Origin of the sequence: Cyanobium sp. ATX 6A2 (assembly GCF_024346355.1) — a bacterium.
In the GTDB taxonomy this organism is placed as follows: Bacteria; Cyanobacteriota; Cyanobacteriia; order PCC-6307; family Cyanobiaceae; genus NIES-981.
Map to the genome: position 1 here is coordinate 194,910 of NZ_JAGQCU010000002.1, position 15,141 is coordinate 210,050.

At 70.3% G+C, this 15,141-nt stretch carries 14 protein-coding genes; 11 read left to right on the top strand and 3 right to left on the bottom strand.

From position 1 onward, the window contains the following. Window positions 1-5 precede the first annotated feature (5 nt). Window positions 6-1,667 (top strand): cation:proton antiporter, encoded by a 1,662-nt coding sequence (locus tag KBY96_RS03600; RefSeq protein ID WP_254977841.1) that lies wholly within the window; start codon window positions 6-8, stop codon window positions 1,665-1,667. Here the strand turns inward: KBY96_RS03600 and KBY96_RS03605 are convergent. Beyond that, window positions 1,664-2,803 (bottom strand): META domain-containing protein, encoded by a 1,140-nt coding sequence (locus KBY96_RS03605; protein ID WP_254977842.1) that lies wholly within the window; start codon window positions 2,801-2,803, stop codon window positions 1,664-1,666. The two genes, KBY96_RS03600 and KBY96_RS03605, sit on opposite strands and share 4 nt — an antisense overlap. A gap of 546 nt (window positions 2,804-3,349) precedes the next feature. Between KBY96_RS03605 and KBY96_RS03610 the strand changes: the two genes are divergently transcribed. The 3 genes from KBY96_RS03610 (at window position 3,350) to KBY96_RS03620 (ending at window position 6,020) form a co-directional block, all read left to right on the top strand. Continuing rightward, window positions 3,350-3,601 carry a hypothetical protein gene (locus KBY96_RS03610; RefSeq protein WP_254977843.1) on the top strand — a complete coding sequence of 84 codons (252 nt, stop codon included), beginning with the start codon at window positions 3,350-3,352 and terminating at the stop codon, window positions 3,599-3,601. Window positions 3,602-3,735: 134 nt separating this feature from the next. Beyond that, window positions 3,736-4,923 (top strand): 8-oxo-dGTP diphosphatase MutT, encoded by a 1,188-nt coding sequence (gene mutT, locus KBY96_RS03615; RefSeq protein WP_254977844.1) that lies wholly within the window; start codon window positions 3,736-3,738, stop codon window positions 4,921-4,923. 77 nt (window positions 4,924-5,000) lie between these two features. Continuing rightward, window positions 5,001-6,020 carry a carbohydrate kinase gene (locus KBY96_RS03620; RefSeq protein ID WP_254977845.1) on the top strand — a complete coding sequence of 340 codons (1,020 nt, stop codon included), beginning with the start codon at window positions 5,001-5,003 and terminating at the stop codon, window positions 6,018-6,020. Here the strand turns inward: KBY96_RS03620 and tsaE are convergent. Then, window positions 6,004-6,489, bottom strand: a complete 486-nt coding sequence (gene tsaE / locus KBY96_RS03625) for a tRNA (adenosine(37)-N6)-threonylcarbamoyltransferase complex ATPase subunit type 1 TsaE (protein WP_254977906.1) — start codon at window positions 6,487-6,489, stop codon at window positions 6,004-6,006. The genes KBY96_RS03620 and tsaE overlap by 17 nt on opposite strands. Before the next feature lie 188 nt (window positions 6,490-6,677). On the opposite strand from tsaE, the gene ahcY reads away from it, so the two are divergent. Next, window positions 6,678-8,117 carry an adenosylhomocysteinase gene (ahcY, locus tag KBY96_RS03630; RefSeq protein WP_254977846.1) on the top strand — a complete coding sequence of 480 codons (1,440 nt, stop codon included), beginning with the start codon at window positions 6,678-6,680 and terminating at the stop codon, window positions 8,115-8,117. Window positions 8,118-8,341: 224 nt separating this feature from the next. On the opposite strand, the gene KBY96_RS03635 is transcribed toward ahcY, so the two are convergent. Then, entirely contained in the window at window positions 8,342-8,755 is a 414-nt protein-coding gene (locus KBY96_RS03635; protein ID WP_254977847.1) for a single-stranded DNA-binding protein, read from the bottom strand. Window positions 8,756-8,902: 147 nt separating this feature from the next. On the opposite strand from KBY96_RS03635, the gene KBY96_RS03640 reads away from it, so the two are divergent. The 6 genes from KBY96_RS03640 (at window position 8,903) to lysS (ending at window position 15,093) form a co-directional block, all read left to right on the top strand. Next, window positions 8,903-9,949 carry a rod shape-determining protein gene (locus KBY96_RS03640; RefSeq protein ID WP_315859463.1) on the top strand — a complete coding sequence of 349 codons (1,047 nt, stop codon included), beginning with the start codon at window positions 8,903-8,905 and terminating at the stop codon, window positions 9,947-9,949. A gap of 5 nt (window positions 9,950-9,954) precedes the next feature. Beyond that, the gene (mreC, locus tag KBY96_RS03645; protein WP_254977849.1) at window positions 9,955-10,704 is read left to right on the top strand and encodes a rod shape-determining protein MreC; all 750 of its coding nucleotides are present in this window, start codon (window positions 9,955-9,957) and stop codon (window positions 10,702-10,704) included. Continuing rightward, window positions 10,701-11,201, top strand: a complete 501-nt coding sequence (gene mreD / locus KBY96_RS03650; RefSeq protein ID WP_254977850.1) for a rod shape-determining protein MreD — start codon at window positions 10,701-10,703, stop codon at window positions 11,199-11,201. Before mreC ends, mreD begins: the two co-directional genes overlap by 4 nt. Before the next feature lie 66 nt (window positions 11,202-11,267). Next, the gene (locus KBY96_RS03655) at window positions 11,268-12,584 is read left to right on the top strand and encodes a sugar ABC transporter substrate-binding protein (protein ID WP_254977851.1); all 1,317 of its coding nucleotides are present in this window, start codon (window positions 11,268-11,270) and stop codon (window positions 12,582-12,584) included. A 133-nt stretch (window positions 12,585-12,717) separates the two neighbouring features. Then, window positions 12,718-13,497: a response regulator transcription factor RpaB gene (rpaB, locus tag KBY96_RS03660; RefSeq protein ID WP_254977852.1), complete on the top strand. Its 780-nt coding sequence runs from the start codon at window positions 12,718-12,720 to the stop codon at window positions 13,495-13,497. 75 nt (window positions 13,498-13,572) lie between these two features. After that, window positions 13,573-15,093, top strand: coding sequence for a lysine--tRNA ligase (gene lysS, locus KBY96_RS03665; protein WP_254977853.1), 1,521 nt, complete (start codon window positions 13,573-13,575; stop codon window positions 15,091-15,093). Window positions 15,094-15,141: the final 48 nt, after the last annotated feature.

Consider the following 15,141-nt stretch of genomic DNA (forward strand, 5'->3'; position numbering starts at 1 on the left):
CGATGATGTTCACCAACATCTTTCACGAGCTGGCGGCGATCCTGATGTTGGCCGGCGTGATCGGAGTGGTGGGCCTGAAGCTGCGCCAACCCCTGATCATCAGCTACATCCTCACCGGCATTGTCGCCGGGCCTGCCCTGCTGGGCTGGACCTCTGGCGGCAGTGAGCTGGAGCTGCTGTCCAGCATCGGCATCTCGGTGCTGCTGTTTGTGGTGGGCCTCAAGCTCGACGTGGGTCTGATCCGCTCGGTGGGGCCCGTGGCCCTGGCCACCGGGCTCGGCCAGATTGCGTTCACCTCGCTGTTCGGCTTTCTGCTCTGTCTGGGCCTGGGCTTCGCACCGGTGCAGGCGATCTACATCGCCGTGTGCCTTACCTTCTCCAGCACGATCATCATCGTCAAGCTGCTCTCCGACAAGCGGGAGATCGACTCCCTGCACGGGCGGATCGCGGTGGGCTTCCTGGTGGTGCAGGACATCGCCGTGATTCTGGCGATGATCCTGCTCACCTCCTTCGCCACTGACGCCGGCGGTGGTGTCGCCGCCCAGGCCGTGCGCCTGCTGCTGGTGGGCAGCGCCTTCGTGGTCGGCACCGCCGCCACCATGCGCTGGGTGATGCCGCCCCTGCTGGGCCGCCTGGCCGCCAACCAGGAGCTGCTGGTGCTGTTCGCCGTGGCCTGGGCCGTGGGCCTGGCCGCCCTGGCCGACGCCGTGGACTTCAGCAAGGAGGTGGGGGCCTTCCTGGGCGGCGTGTCCATCGCCTCCACCGCCTATCGCGAGGCGATCGCCTCACGGCTCACCGGTCTGCGCGATTTCCTGCTGCTGTTCTTCTTCATCGATCTCGGCTCCGGCCTCAACCTCTCGGCCGCCGGGGTGCAGCTCTGGCCTGCATTGGTGCTGTCGGTGTTCGTGCTGGTGGGCAACCCACTGATCGTGGTGGCGATCATGGGCGCGATGGGCTACCGCCGCCGCACCGGCCTGCTGGCGGGCCTCACCGTGGCCCAGATCTCCGAGTTCTCGCTGATCCTGGCGGCCCTGGGCCTGCAGCTGGGCCAGCTGGGAGATGGGGAGCTGAGCCTGATCACCCTGGTGGGCGTGATCACCATCGCCCTCTCCACCTACATGATCCTGGGTTCGGACCGGCTCTACCAGTGGCTGCAGGGGCCGTTGCGGCTGTTCGAGCGCGACAACCACTTCAGCGAAATCGCCGGCAGTTCCTCCGGGCCGGCCCGGGTGGATGTGATCCTGCTGGGCCTGGGTCGCTTCGGCAACGCCATCCACCGCCAGCTCCAGCCCCACAACCTCTCGCTGCTGGGCATCGACTTCGATCCCCAGGCCCTGCGCCTGGCCGCCGCCCAGGGGCTGCCGGTGCAGTACGGAGATTCCGAAGACCCCGAGTTCACCGCCAGCCTGCCACTCTCCTCCGCCACGGTGGTGGTGAGCACCCTGCCGTCCCTGGAGGCCAACGCTGCCATCCGCCACGGCCTGGCCACGGCGGGCTTCCGGGGGCACTTCATCGCCACCGCCCACGACGAGGCCGAGGTGGCCCGCCTGGAGTTCATGGGGGCCCACCGCACCTTGCTGCCCTTTCTGGATGCGGCCGAGCGGGCCGCCGAGCTGATCATCGACGACCTGCTGCAGCTGCGCGACCAACCGGCCCGCAGCGCCTAGTCGGCCGCCTGCTCCGCTTCGGCCTGATACCGCAGCAGGGAAGTGCCGCCCTCCCCCAGCAGGGTCAGGCCCGTGCCCTCGATGCGCCAGCCGCGCACCTGCTCGAGGGCGCGGAACACATCCGTCTCGAAGTCCATCACCGCTGGCGTGCAGGCCATCTTGGTGCTGGCCAGCGGTGAGAAGCGCAGGCTGTCGCCCTCCAGTTCGAAGCCCCCCATCAGCCGGTTGCAGCCACCGCTGCCGCTCACCCGCTCACTGTCGGGATCGAACAGCAGCTCCACCTGCCGGCCGCCGGCGGGGGGCTGCTGCGACCCTCCTGCGGCCTCCAGGTTCTGCAGCCGCCAGTTGGTGCCCCGCAGGGGCAGCGTCTCCGCACCGGGGCAGGTTTTCTGATCGCTGAGTCTGTTGAAGCGCTCCACCACCAGGGTGCGCCGGGGCGGCTGGGTCTCCTCCATCGAGGGGCGGGTGGTGATCAGCCCCTCCAGGGTGGCCAGCCGTGGCGCTCCGGCGGCCTCGCTCTGCAGGTAGGCCCGCTCCAGCGGCAGGTAGTCGGCTTCCATCGCCACCGGCAGGGTGCGGCCGGTGGCGCAGAGCTCGATGCTGGGGGCGTCGGCCAGGTAGCGGAACAGGCCCACCAGGTTGAGCTCTGGATCGATCGGCTGGGGTTCGCTCAGGCGGTTGAGCCGGTCGTTGAGCGGGGAGCGGATGCGCTCGCCCTCGAGATCGAGCTTGCGCAGCCGGCGGCCGCGCCCCATCGGCTCCAGAAACACCGGCGCCTCGCGCCCTCCGCGCAGCACCAGGCGTCCATCGGAGTCCAGCTGCCAGCGGCCGATGTCGTCGAAGCCGCGCTCCGGCTCGCGCTTCAGGTAGGTCTGGCGCAGCTGGTAGGTGCCGTCGGCCTCCAGATCCACCTGCCAGCGGATCGGGCCCGAGGCCCCTGGGATCTCGCCCACCCAGCTGGCCGGCAGCGGACCCAGCACCTTCTCCACCGGCTTGGCCTTCCCGGCCTGGGCGGGCGTGGCCGCGCTCAGCAACAGCAGGCTCAGGGCCAGGCCAGTGGGGATGGCCGCGGCGCCGCGGAGCGGGGCGGCCTGCTGGCGATGGGGAGAAACCTGCGGCGGCATCTGTGGCGACATGGGGGCGTGGGTTGGGGTGGGGTGCTGATGGGGCCTGCATCGGCTTGTCCAGAACGTGAATGCTGTGGGTGCCTGGGGGGTGGCAGTCCGCCCTTGGCGTTCCCGGAGCCCGGCTGGAGCGGCTCAAAGGAGCCGAATGTGGCCCCGTTCAGCTCATGATCCTGAGTTGTCATTCCCCATACCGTCAGTCTGGGAGCATCCTGTTTCTGATGGGCAAGCTCTCAGCTGGCCAGCATGAGATCTCCACTTGGACTCTCACAGCCAGGAGGATGCCGTTCTCGATGGCTTTGCTCAGCGACACGATGCACGCCTTCTGGAAGAGTGATGACCCGTCCGCAAAAATAAGGTCGGTGAAGAAGGTTGAGCGGGTCTAAGACTGTTGCTCGCTGCGTGGGTGCCGCCGCTCTTCGTTGATAGTTGCACCCGTGATGGGATGGCGCGTCACTGGGACTCTGGAGGACCGGATGGAGACATGCCCCGCGGCCTGGCCCACCACCATCGTCTTGGCGATCAGAATCGCCGACAGCCGGGGTGCAGAGTTCACAGATGAGCGCAGCCGACGAGCTCAAGCGCCTTGAGCGCGAGATTGAAGGGTCGGATCGCATCCCTCCCCAGCCGCCTGGCGAGGCGAAACTGCTGAAGGCTGCCGAATCGGACCGTCGCCGCAGCATCAGTTTTGACATTGCCCTTGCGGCCTGCGCACTTCTTGTGAGCGGATCCGTGGGCATCGATTGGGTTCGCCAGAGGGCGGCGGTGGGCTTGATGGCTGGTTATGCCGTTGGTCGACTGCGTCCTTAAGCCAGGCGCGGACTCGCCCTGATCCAGAGGACGCATCGTGGCGTTCTGTGGTGGTGGGGCCGCAGCCTCCTGAGCTGGGGCCCGGCGGCCAACATCGGGAGCACTGAGGAGGCGCTGATCTGGACCGGTTTGACGTGACGCTGGCGGCACACGCTCCTGTGCTTCGGCAGCAGCTCCTGGCCTGGTGGGAGGCCCATGGCCGGCGCCACCCGGAGCAGAAGCCGTGGATGGTGTGTGTGCACGGCGGCCGCTTTGGCGGCACTGAGCCCCTCGATCCCTATCCGATCTGGGTGGCGGAGGTGATGCTGCAGCAAACCCAGCTGCAGGTGGTGCTGCCCTACTGGCGGCGCTGGATGGCGGCCTTTCCCAGTCTGGAGCTTCTGGCGGCGGCCGAGGAGCACGACGTGCTGCTGCTCTGGCAGGGCCTGGGCTACTACGCCCGCGCCAGGCGCCTGCACCAGGGTGCGCGCCAGCTGCGGGAGGCGGCAGCTGCTCCTGGTGGGTCGACCACCGACCCCTGGCCGCGCGCGCTCGAGGGCTGGCTGGCCCTGCCCGGCATCGGCCGCAGCACCGCCGGCAGCATCCTCTCCTCGGCCTTTGATCTGCCGCATCCGATCCTCGATGGCAACGTCAAGCGGGTGCTGGCGCGCCTGATCGCCAGCCCGCGGCCGCCGGCGCGGCAGCTCAAGGGGCTGTGGCAACTGAGTGAGCTGCTGCTCGATCCGCAGCGGCCCCGGGCCTTCAACCAGGCGCTGATGGACCTGGGCGCCACGCTCTGCACGCCGCGCAATCCCAGCTGCGGCGCCTGCCCCTGGCGGGGGCACTGCGCTGCCTACGCTTCCGGCGCCCCCGCCGCCTACCCCGTGAAGGATGCCCCGCGTGAGCTGCCGTTTCAGGTGATCGGTGTGGGCGTGGTGCGCAACGGCGCCGGCGAGGTGCTGATCGATCAGCGGCTCAACGAGGGCCTGCTGGGGGGGCTGTGGGAGTTCCCCGGCGGCAAGCAGGAGCCCGGCGAGCCGATCGTGGCCACGATTGAACGTGAACTGCGCGAGGAGCTGGCGATCGAGGCAGAGGTGGGCGAGGAGCTGATCAGCCTCGAGCACGCCTACAGCCACAAGCGGCTGCGCTTCGTGGTGCACCTGTGCACCTGGCTGAGCGGTGAGCCCCAACCCCTGGCCTCCCAGCAGGTGCGCTGGGTGCGGCCCGAGCAGCTCGAAGAGTTTCCCTTCCCCGCCGCCAACGCCCGCATCATCGCGGCCCTGCAGGCGCGGCTGGGGCTGGAGCCTGGCCGTGCTGCCCACGCCGGCCGTTCCGCTGCCTGACGCCGGTGTCATCAGGACCAAGCCGTTGGCGCGGGCGGCGAACCGGGCCAGGGTGAGGGCTGTCGCCTCACCGCCGGATGGCCACACCCCCACCTGCCGCGCCCCAGGTGCTCTGCCTCGGTGAGGCGCTGGTGGATCGGCTCGGCCCCCCCGGCGGCGAGCCTGCCGCCGCCACCAGCGACGACCGCCTTGGTGGCGCCCCCGCCAATGTGGCCTGCGCCCTGGCCCGTCTGGGCACGCCGGCGGCGTTCCTGGGCCGGCTGGGGAGCGATGCCATCGGCGAGGCTTTCGCCCGCCTGTTCGCCAGCCGCGGGGTGGATACCACCGGCCTGCAGCGCGACACCGAGCGGCCCAGCCGCATCGTGCTGGTGCGCCGCGATGCCGCCGGGGAGCGCCAGTTCGGCGGCTTCGCGGGCGAGCGGGGGACGGGCTTCGCCGATCAGGCCCTCGACGCTCCCCAGCTGGAGGCTGCCATTGACGGCCTGACGCCGTCGGCGCGCTGGCTGCTCACCGGCACCATCCCCCTGGCCTCGCCCGCGGCGGCGGCGGCCCAGGAGCTGGCGCTGGCAAGGGCCGCGTCAGCCGGTGTGGCCGTGGCGGTGGATGTGAACTGGCGGCCCACGTTCTGGAATCCGGCCGCCGATCCGGCCAGTGGTCCCGATGCCCAGCAGCTCTGCCGCTGCCAGCCCCTGCTGGAGCGGGCGGCTCTGATCAAGTGCGCCCGTGAGGAGGCCCTGTGGCTGTGTGGCAGCGACGATCCCGCCCTGCTCAGCGCCTCCCTGCCCGGCCGGCCGGCGGTGGTGGTGAGCGATGGCGCCAACCCGGTGCGCTGGTGCTGGGGGGAGGCCACCGGCGAGCTGGCTCCCTTCCCGGTGGCCGCGGTGGACACCACCGGTGCCGGCGATGCCTTCAGTGCCGGCCTGCTGCACGGTCTCTGCGCCCGCCCCGAACTGCTGGGCGGCGGCGATGAACCGGGCCTGGGGGAGCTGATGCGCTTCGCCAGCGCCTGCGGGGCCCTGGTGTGCCAGGGGGCCGGTGCCATCGATCCCCAGCCCACCGCCGCCGAGGTGCAGGCCTGGCTCAGCCGGGCCCGTTGAGGCCGGTGGGGCAGTGCAGAGCGGCGCTGCGCCCGGCCTCGGGGTTGGCGGGATCGGCCAGCTCCAGCTCCAGCAGCCAGGCCTGGGGCGGCAGGGCGCTGAGCCGCCCCGGCCACTCCACCGCCAGCAGCGCCCCCAGTTCCCCGGCCTCCTCCTCCTCCTGGGCGAACAGTTCCTCGGCGGCGGCCGGCTGCTCCAGCCGGTAGAGATCCAGATGCACCAGCGCCGTGGGTGTGCCGTTTGGCAGTACACCGCTGTAGTGCTGGGCCAGGGCGAAGGTGGGGCTGGTGATCGGCTCGGCGATGCCAAGCCCCACCGCGATCCCCTGCACCAGGCAGGTTTTGCCTGCCCCCAGATCCCCCTGCAGCATCAGGGCGGGGGGCACGCCTGTGCCTTCCGGCACCCGGGCCGCCAGCAGCCGGGCCGCCAGTTCCCGGCCCAGGGCCTGGGTGGCCGCCGCATCCACCAGCCGCCAGTGCTGCCGGGAGCCGCTGGCGGACGGTCGTGGGGTGCCTCCGTGCGGGCGATTGCGGTTCACGGCGCCTGGGATGCTCTCGGTAGATTGCCCCCCAGCGAGCCCGAAGCCTCGGCGTCTCCGCAGAACTTTCCAACGCCCTCCCAGCCGGGAGCGAGCCGTACCCCCCGGAGCAACAATCCATGGTGGCCACACCCGCCGCAGCGTCCCGCGCGTCTGCCCTGCAGAGCACGTCGTCGTACGTGATCGCCGACATCGGCCTGGCCGACTTCGGCCGCAAGGAGATCGCCATCGCCGAAACCGAGATGCCGGGCCTGATGGCCCTGCGCCAGAAGTTCGGCGCCGAGCAGCCCCTCAAGGGCGCCCGCATTGCGGGTTCGCTGCACATGACGATCCAGACCGCCGTTCTGATCGAAACCCTGGTGGCCCTCGGGGCCGAAGTGCGCTGGGCCAGCTGCAACATCTTCTCCACCCAGGATCACGCCGCCGCCGCGATCGCCGCCGCCGGCATTCCCGTGTTCGCCTACAAGGGTGAAACCCTGGATGAGTATTGGGCCTTCACCCATCGCATCCTCGAGTGGGGCGATGGCGGCACGCCCAACATGATCCTCGATGACGGCGGCGACGCCACCGGCCTGGTGGTGCTCGGCACCAAGGCCGAGAGCGATCCTTCGGTGCTTGACAATCCCTCCAACGAGGAGGAAACCGCCCTCTTCCACAGCATTCGCCAGAAGCTGGCCGCCCAGCCCGGCTTCTACTCCCGCATCCACGCCGCCATCCAGGGGGTCACCGAGGAAACCACCACGGGTGTGGCTCGCCTCTACCAGATGCAGAAGAGTGGCGAATTGCCCTTCCCGGCGATCAACGTCAACGACTCGGTGACCAAGAGCAAGTTCGACAACCTCTACGGCTGCCGCGAATCGCTCGTGGACAGCATCAAGCGCGCCACCGATGTGATGGTGGCCGGCAAGGTGGCCCTGGTGATGGGCTACGGCGATGTCGGCAAGGGCTCAGCCCAGTCGCTGCGGGGCCTGGGTGCCACCGTGATGATCGCCGAGATCGACCCGATCTGTGCCCTGCAGGCGGCCATGGAGGGCTACCGTGTGGTGCGCCTCGACGAGGTGGTGGGCGATGTGGATATCTTCGTGACCGCCACGGGCAACTTCAGGGTGATCCGCCACGAGCACCTGCTCCGGATGAAGGATCAGGCGATCGTGTGCAACATCGGCCACTTCGACAACGAGATCGATGTGGCCTCCCTCAAGCAGTACCCCTGGGACAACATCAAGCCCCAGGTGGATCACATCGTGCTGCCCTCCGGCAACAGGATCATCCTGCTGGCCGAGGGCCGCCTGGTGAACCTGGGCTGCGCCACAGGCCACCCCAGCTTCGTGATGAGCAACTCCTTCACCAACCAGGTGTTGGCCCAGATCGAGCTGTTCAGCAAGCGCGAGCAGTACGGCAACCAGGTGTACGTGCTGCCCAAGCACCTCGATGAGATGGTGGCCCGCCTCCACCTCGAGAAGATCGGCGCCCGGCTCACCGAGCTCACGTCCGAGCAGGCGGCCTACATCAACGTGCCGGTGGAGGGGCCTTACAAGCTCGACCACTACCGCTATTGAGGTGCCGCCTGGTCAGCCCGCGTCGGGCGGCCACCGGCCTGGGGCCGGACGCCGCCCTCATGCGGGCTGACCAGGCGGGTTCGGTGGGGCTGGGGCAGGCCTGGCCCTGGTGTCTGCTCCGGCATCCAAGCCAACCCCCGGCTCGCCGTGGCGCGTCGATGGGCGGAGCCGGCCGTCGCGTCAGCGCGGCCGGCGACCCCATGTGCGCGCCACGGCGCAGGCGCTCAGAACGGCACTTCCTCCTCGCTGGGCTCACCGCCCCCAAAGCCCCCGCTGCCGCCACCGCCGTAGCTGCCAGAGTCGGCCATGGCGGCCTCGCTGTCGCGCTTGGAGCCCAGCAGCTCCAGCCGATCCACGCGGATCACCGGCTTGGTGCGTTCCTCGCCGCTGCTGCGGTCGGTCCAGCGGTCGAGCTTGAAGCTGCCGATGATGCCCAGCAGCGAGCCCTTGCGCACATAGTCGGCCGCCACCTGGGCCTGCTTGCCCCAGATCTCGAGGTTGAACCAGTCGGGCTCGTCGTCGCGGCTGCGGCGGTTCACAGCCAGGGTGAGGTTGGCCACCATGCTGCCGGATTCGAAGTAGCGCACCTCGGGATCGCGGCCGGCCCGGCCCACCAGGGTGATGGAGTTGACGCCCATGGCGTGTGTCCTCGTTCGTAGGGATCAATGATGCGGCACCCGGAGCCGGAATCCGGTCTCTGGCGCCACTGTTGTCCCAGTGCCACCGCCGGGAAGGGGCTGTAACACCCACCTATGATTCGACGCCTGCCGGCCCATTGCTGCCACGTGTTTTTCCGTCGCTTTCAGTTCTCCCGCGACATCGGCATCGATCTGGGAACGGCCAACACCCTGATGTACGTGTCCGGCAAGGGCATCGTGCTTCAGGAGCCCTCGGTGGTGGCCCTCGATCTCGAGAGGGGCGTGCCCCTGGCCGTAGGCAATGAGGCCAAGATGATGCTGGGTCGCACCCCCGGCAACATCCGTGCGGTGCGCCCCCTGCGCGATGGCGTGATCGCCGACTTCGACGCCGCCGAGCAGATGATCAAAAGCTTCATTCAGAAGGGCAATGAGGGGCGCGGCATCGTGGCGCCGCGGCTGGTGATCGGCATTCCCAGCGGCGTCACCGGCGTGGAGCGCCGCGCCGTGCGCGAGGCCGGCCTGGCCGGCGCCCGCGAGGTGCACCTGATCGATGAGCCGGTGGCCGCCGCCATCGGTGCCGGCCTGCCGGTCACCGAGCCCGTGGGCACGATGATCGTGGACATCGGCGGCGGCACCACCGAGGTGGCGGTGCTCTCCCTGGGCGGCACCGTGCTCAGCGAATCGGTGCGGGTGGCCGGTGATGAGCTCAGCGACGCCATTGGCGTGTACCTCAAGAAGGTGCACAACCTGGTGGTGGGCGAGCGCACCGCCGAGGACATCAAGATCCGCATCGGCTCGGCCTTTCCCGACGAAAACCACGACGAGACCTCGATGGATGTGCGCGGCCTGCACCTGCTCTCCGGCCTGCCGCGCACCATCAACGTGCGCGCCGGAGACATCCGCGAGGCGATGGCCGAACCGCTGAACGTGATCGTGGAGGCGGTGAAGCGCACGCTCGAACGCACCCCCCCCGAGCTGGCGGCCGACATCGTGGATCGCGGCATCATGCTCGCCGGTGGTGGCGCCCAGGTGCGCGGCATCTCCGATCTGATCAGCCACGAAACCGGGATCCTCACCCACGTGGCGGAAGAGCCCCTGCTCTGCGTGGTGCAGGGTTGCGGCATGGTGCTGGAGGACTACAAGCGCCTCGAGCGCGTGCTCGACACCCCTGACTTCGTGCGCCAGATGGCCTGAGTCTGATGCAGTCGCCTGGCCGCGGGCTGCGCCTCCCGCCGCTGCGCGGGGTCAAGGCAGCCTGGCCGTGGCTGCTGGTGTTCGCCGCCGTGGCGGCTGTGCGCCTCAGCAAGGGGGCGTTCCTCAGCGATGCCTTCGCCCTGTTCAGCCGTCCCTTCTGGCCGGGCAGTGCCCAGTCGGAATGGCTGCGAGCCGCCCAGCAGCTCGATCAGCAGAGCCGCCTCGAGCAGCTTGAGGCCGACAACCGCCGCCTGCGGGAGCTGCTCGAGCTCCAGGCCGGCTCCGGCGAGCTGCTCAGCGCCCCGGTGATCTCCCGCCAGGCTCAGGGCTGGTGGCAGCAGCTGGTGATCGGTCGCGGCTCGCTGCAGGGGCTGGACAGTGGCCATGCGGTGCTCGCCCCGGGCGGGCTGCTGGGCCGGGTGGTCAGCGTCACCCCCTCCACCGCCACCGTCACCCTGCTCACCGATTCCTCCAGCCGCGTGGGCGTGTGGGTGGGCCGGGTGCGCCACCACGGCATGCTCGTGGGTCAGGGCACCGATCGCCCCCTGCTGCGCTTCATCCAGCAGGACGTGGGGGTGCGGCCTGGCGATGTGGTCACCACGTCCCCCGCCAGCACCCTGCTGCCGCCGAATCTCACCGTGGGCGTGGTGCAGAGCGTGAATGACCAGGCGGTGCCGGCCCCCGAGGCGGTGGTGCAGCTGAGCGCGCCGGCCGAGGCGATCGACTGGGTGCAGGTGCGGGTGACGGCGCCGTGAGCGGCCTGGCGCGCCAGCGCTGGACCCTGGCCACCGTGCTGCTGGTGCCCCTGCTGGTGCTGGCCGCGCCACCCCCGTTGCAGCTGGCCGGAGTGCCGCCCAGCTGGGCCGTGCTCTGGCTGCTGCCCTGGGCCCTGGTGGACGGCCCCCTCTCCGGCGCCCTGCTGGGGGTGGTGCTGGGGCTGTTGCTCGATGGCCTCCATCCCGGCCCGCTCACCCAGCTGCCCGTGCTGGCCCTGCTGGGCTGGTGGTGGGGCCGGCTGGGGAGCCGGCGGCCGCCGATCGAGCGCAGCTTCAGCCTCGGCCTGCTGGCCCTGCTGGGCACCGCCCTGCTGGGGGCTTCGCTGGCCCTGCAGCAGCTGCTGTGGGGGCTCTCCAGCGCTGCGGCCGTGCACACGCTGCTGGCCCAGACCCTGCTCACGGGTCTGCTGGCACCGATGCTGTGCTCACTGCAACTGCTGCTCTGGCGCCAGCTGGCCCCGGGGTTGCGCAGCTGATGCCGATACCCCCGCCAGCCGAGCCACCGCCAGCCGAACTCCAGCCAGCCGATGCCGCCTGATCCGATGTCCAGCCTGACGATGCCCCGCCGGCGGTTGCTGCGCCTGCTGGCGCTGGCGGGGGGATCGGCCGGCCTGGCGGCCTGCGGCCGGCCTGGGGGCCGGGGCGATGGCCGGAGTGAGCTCAACCTCTGGACCCTCGATCTGGCCCCCCGCTTCAACGACTATCTGGGCGGCGTCATCGCCGCCTGGGAGCGCGACAACCGGGCCGAGCGGGTGCGCTGGACCGATGTGCCCTGGGGATCGGTGGAGCGCAAGCTGCTGGCCTCGGTGTTCGCCCGCACCGCCCCCGATCTGGCGAACCTCAATCCCCCCTTCGCCGCCAATCTGGCCAGCAAGGGAGGGCTGCTGGATCTGGCGCCCCTGGTGAGCGCCGAGGCCGCCGCGAGCTATCTGCCCGCGATCTGGGAGGCGGGTGGCCAGGACGGCGCCCAGTTCGCCATTCCCTGGTATCTCACCGCCCGCATCGGCATGGCCAACCGCCGCTTGCTGGCCGAGGCGGGCAGCAGCGCCCCGCCCCGGCGCTGGCGGGATGTGCCGGCCTGGGCGGAGGCCGTGCGGCGGCGCACCGGGCGCTACGCCCTGTTCATGACGGTGGTGCCGGACGACTCCGCGGAACTGCTGGAGACCCTGGTGCAGATGGGCGTGCAGCTGCTCGACGGGCGCCGCCGCGCCGCCTTCAACAGTCCGGCCGGGCGGGAGGCTTTCCAGTTCTGGAGCGAGCTCTACCGCCGCGAGCTGCTGCCGCGCGAAGTGGTGAGCCAGGGCTTCCGCCGCGCCATCGAGCTCTACCAGGCCGGTGATCTGGCCCTGGTGGCCACCGGGCCGGACTTCCTGCGCAACCTGCAGACCAACGCCCCCGGCATCGCCCGCGACACCGCCCCCTTCCCGCCGATCACCGGCGAGGACGACGCCGCCAACGTGGCGGTGATGAACCTCGTGGTGCCCCGCCAGAGCGCCATGGCCGCCGAGGCCGTGAGCTTCGGGCTGTTTCTCACCAACGCCGCCAATCAGCTGGCCTTCGCTGAGGAGGCCCGGGTGCTGCCCTCGTCGCGGGAGGCTCTCCGCCAGCTGGAGGCGTCGCTGGCCCGGCCCGCCGGCGGCGATCCGGCCAGCCAGCTGGTGGAGCAGGCCCGGCTGCTCTCGGCCCGCACCCTGCGCCGCGCCCGGGTGCTGGTGCCGGCGATCCCGGGCATCAAGCGCCTGCAGGCGATCGTGTACACCCAGTTGCAGCGGGCGATGCTGGGCCAGGTGGACAGCGACCGGGCCCTGGCGGAAGCGGAGCGGGAGTGGAACCGCTACGCCGAGGCCCGCTGGCCCTGACGGAGCGAGGCCCGCTGGCCTTGAAAAACCCTTAAGCCTCGCCTGTTACCCCCCTCTGGTGTTGGCGCAGACGGGCACCCGTGACCCATAGAAAGGTAGGGTTGCGAAACTTCATACCGTTGGTGCCTTGCCCATGCCCTCGGCGGACAGGCCCACCCCATCGGGCGATCCCAAGGCCACCGTGCTCGTGGTCGACGACGAAGCGGCCGTACGCCGGGTGCTGCTGATGCGCCTGCAGCTGGCTGGCTACCGGGTGGTGTGCGCCGAGGACGGCGAAGAGGCCATCAGCCTGTTTCATCAGGAGCAGCCCGATGTGGTGGTGCTCGACGTGATGATGCCCAAGCTCGACGGCTTTGCGGTCTGCCGCCGGTTGCGGGCCGAATCCTGCGTGCCGATCATCTTTCTCTCGGCCCTCGATGCCATCGCCGAGCGGGTGTCGGGCCTGGATCTCGGGGCCGACGACTATCTGCCCAAACCATTCAGCCCCAAGGAACTCGAGGCCCGCATCGCCACCATCCTGCGCCGGGTGGGCCGGGGCTCGGCCTCCACTGAGCCACGCGAACTGCCAAGCGGCAATGGCGTGCTGCGGGTGGGGGATCTGGTGGTGGACACCAACCGCCGCCAGGTCACCCGCGACGGCGACCGCATCGCTCTCACCTACACCGAGTTCAGCCTGCTGGAGCTGCTGTTCCGCGAGCCCGGCCGGGTGGTGCCCCGGGCCGAGATCCTCGAGCAGCTCTGGGGCTATCCGCCCCGCCGCGCCGCCGACCTGCGCGTGGTCGACGTCTACGTGGCCCGGCTGCGGGGCAAGCTCGAGCCCGATCCCCGCAACCCCGAGCTGATCCTCACGGTGCGCGGCACCGGCTATGCCTCCCAGCGTTTCGGGGACGGCGGCATGGTGGCCGCCGGCTGAAGCAGCCCCCCGGGGCGCCCCCGCCCTGCGTCCCCGTCCTGCAGGATGGCTGCCTGCCGAACCCTTCCCGCCCCCGTGTCGGAGCTGCGCGAAATCCGCCTGCAGAAGGCCGCTGCCCTGGCGGAGCTGGGCCAGGGCCCCTACGCCCTGCGCTTTGAGCCCAGCCATCGCACTGCCGAGCTGCAGGCCGCCCATGCCGATCTGGCCAACGGCCAGGAGCGCGACGTGGCCGTGGCGGTGGCCGGCCGGGTGATGACCAGGCGGGTGATGGGCAAGCTGGCCTTCTTCACCCTGGTGGATGAGAGCGGCCCGATCCAGCTGTTTCTGGAGAAGGCCACCCTGGAGGCGGCCAACCCGGAGGCGCCCCCGCCCGGGGCCTTTGCTCAGATCACCAGCCTGGTGGATGCCGGCGATCTGATCGGGGTGCAGGGCACGCTGCGGCGCACCGATCGCGGCGAACTGTCGGTGAAGGTGACGGGCTGGCAGATGCTCACCAAGGCGCTCCAGCCCCTGCCCGACAAGTGGCACGGCCTGGCTGATGTGGAGAAGCGCTACCGCCAGCGCTATCTGGATCTGATCGTCTCGCCCCACACCCGGGAGACCTTCCGCCGCCGTGCCCTGCTGGTGAGTGCCATGCGCCGCTGGCTCGATGAGCACGGCTTCCTGGAGATCGAGACGCCGGTGCTGCAGACGGTGAGCGGCGGCGCCGATGCCCGCCCCTTCGAAACCCACCACAACACCCTCGACCTGCCGCTCACCCTGCGCATCGCCACCGAGCTGCACCTCAAGCGGCTGGTGGTGGGTGGCTTCGAGCGGGTGTATGAGCTGGGCCGGATCTTCCGCAACGAGGGGGTGAGCACCCGCCACAACCCTGAGTTCACCTCGGTGGAGGTCTACCAGGCCTATGCCGACTACACCGACATGATGATGCTCACCGAGGAGCTGATCGCCGCGGTGTGCCGTCAGGTGTGCGGTGACACCCGCATCACCTACCAGGGCACCGCCATCGACCTGGCGCCCCCCTGGCGCCGCGTCACCATGCACGACCTGGTGCAGCAGGCCACCGGCCTCGATTTCAACGCCTTCGCCAGCCGCACGGACGCGGCGGCCGCCATGGAGGCGCAGGGGCTGGAGGTGCCGGCCCTGGCCGATTCCGTGGGCCGCCTGCTGGTGGAGGCCTTCGAGCAGCGGGTGGAGGACACCCTGGTGCAGCCCACCTTCGTGCTCGATTACCCGGTGGAGAACTCCCCCCTGGCCCGCGCCCACCGCAGCAAGCCGGGCTTGGTGGAGCGCTTCGAGCTGTTCATTGTGGGTCGCGAAACCGCCAACGCCTTCAGCGAGCTGATCGATCCGGTGGATCAGCGCCAGCGCCTCGAGGCCCAGCAGCAGCGCCGGGCCGCCGGCGACCTGGAGGCTCAGGGGGTGGACGAAGACTTCCTCCAGGCCCTGGAGGTGGGCATGCCACCCACCGGCGGCCTGGGCATCGGCATCGATCGGCTGGCGATGCTGCTCACCGACAGCGCCTCGATCCGCGATGTGATCGCCTTCCCGCTGCTGCGTCCGGAGGCCTCACCGGGCACCGGAGAGGGGGCCTGAGAGGGCGCAATGGGATAATGGCTCCGGTAGCCAATCTCCCCCCAGGGG

What these genes read in the sequence shown, in the direction of transcription:
- KBY96_RS03600 (WP_254977841.1), top strand. Translation starts at nt 6, where the DNA reads ATGTTCACCAACATCTTTCACGAGCTGGCGGCGATCCTGATGTTGGCC.
- KBY96_RS03605 (WP_254977842.1), bottom strand. Translation starts at nt 2,803, where the DNA reads ATGTCGCCACAGATGCCGCCGCAGGTTTCTCCCCATCGCCAGCAGGCC.
- KBY96_RS03610 (WP_254977843.1), top strand. Translation starts at nt 3,350, where the DNA reads ATGAGCGCAGCCGACGAGCTCAAGCGCCTTGAGCGCGAGATTGAAGGG.
- KBY96_RS03620 (WP_254977845.1), top strand. Translation starts at nt 5,001, where the DNA reads ATGGCCACACCCCCACCTGCCGCGCCCCAGGTGCTCTGCCTCGGTGAG.
- ahcY (WP_254977846.1), top strand. Translation starts at nt 6,678, where the DNA reads ATGGTGGCCACACCCGCCGCAGCGTCCCGCGCGTCTGCCCTGCAGAGC.
- KBY96_RS03635 (WP_254977847.1), bottom strand. Translation starts at nt 8,755, where the DNA reads ATGGGCGTCAACTCCATCACCCTGGTGGGCCGGGCCGGCCGCGATCCC.
- mreC (WP_254977849.1), top strand. Translation starts at nt 9,955, where the DNA reads ATGCAGTCGCCTGGCCGCGGGCTGCGCCTCCCGCCGCTGCGCGGGGTC.
- KBY96_RS03655 (WP_254977851.1), top strand. Translation starts at nt 11,268, where the DNA reads ATGTCCAGCCTGACGATGCCCCGCCGGCGGTTGCTGCGCCTGCTGGCG.
- rpaB (WP_254977852.1), top strand. Translation starts at nt 12,718, where the DNA reads ATGCCCTCGGCGGACAGGCCCACCCCATCGGGCGATCCCAAGGCCACC.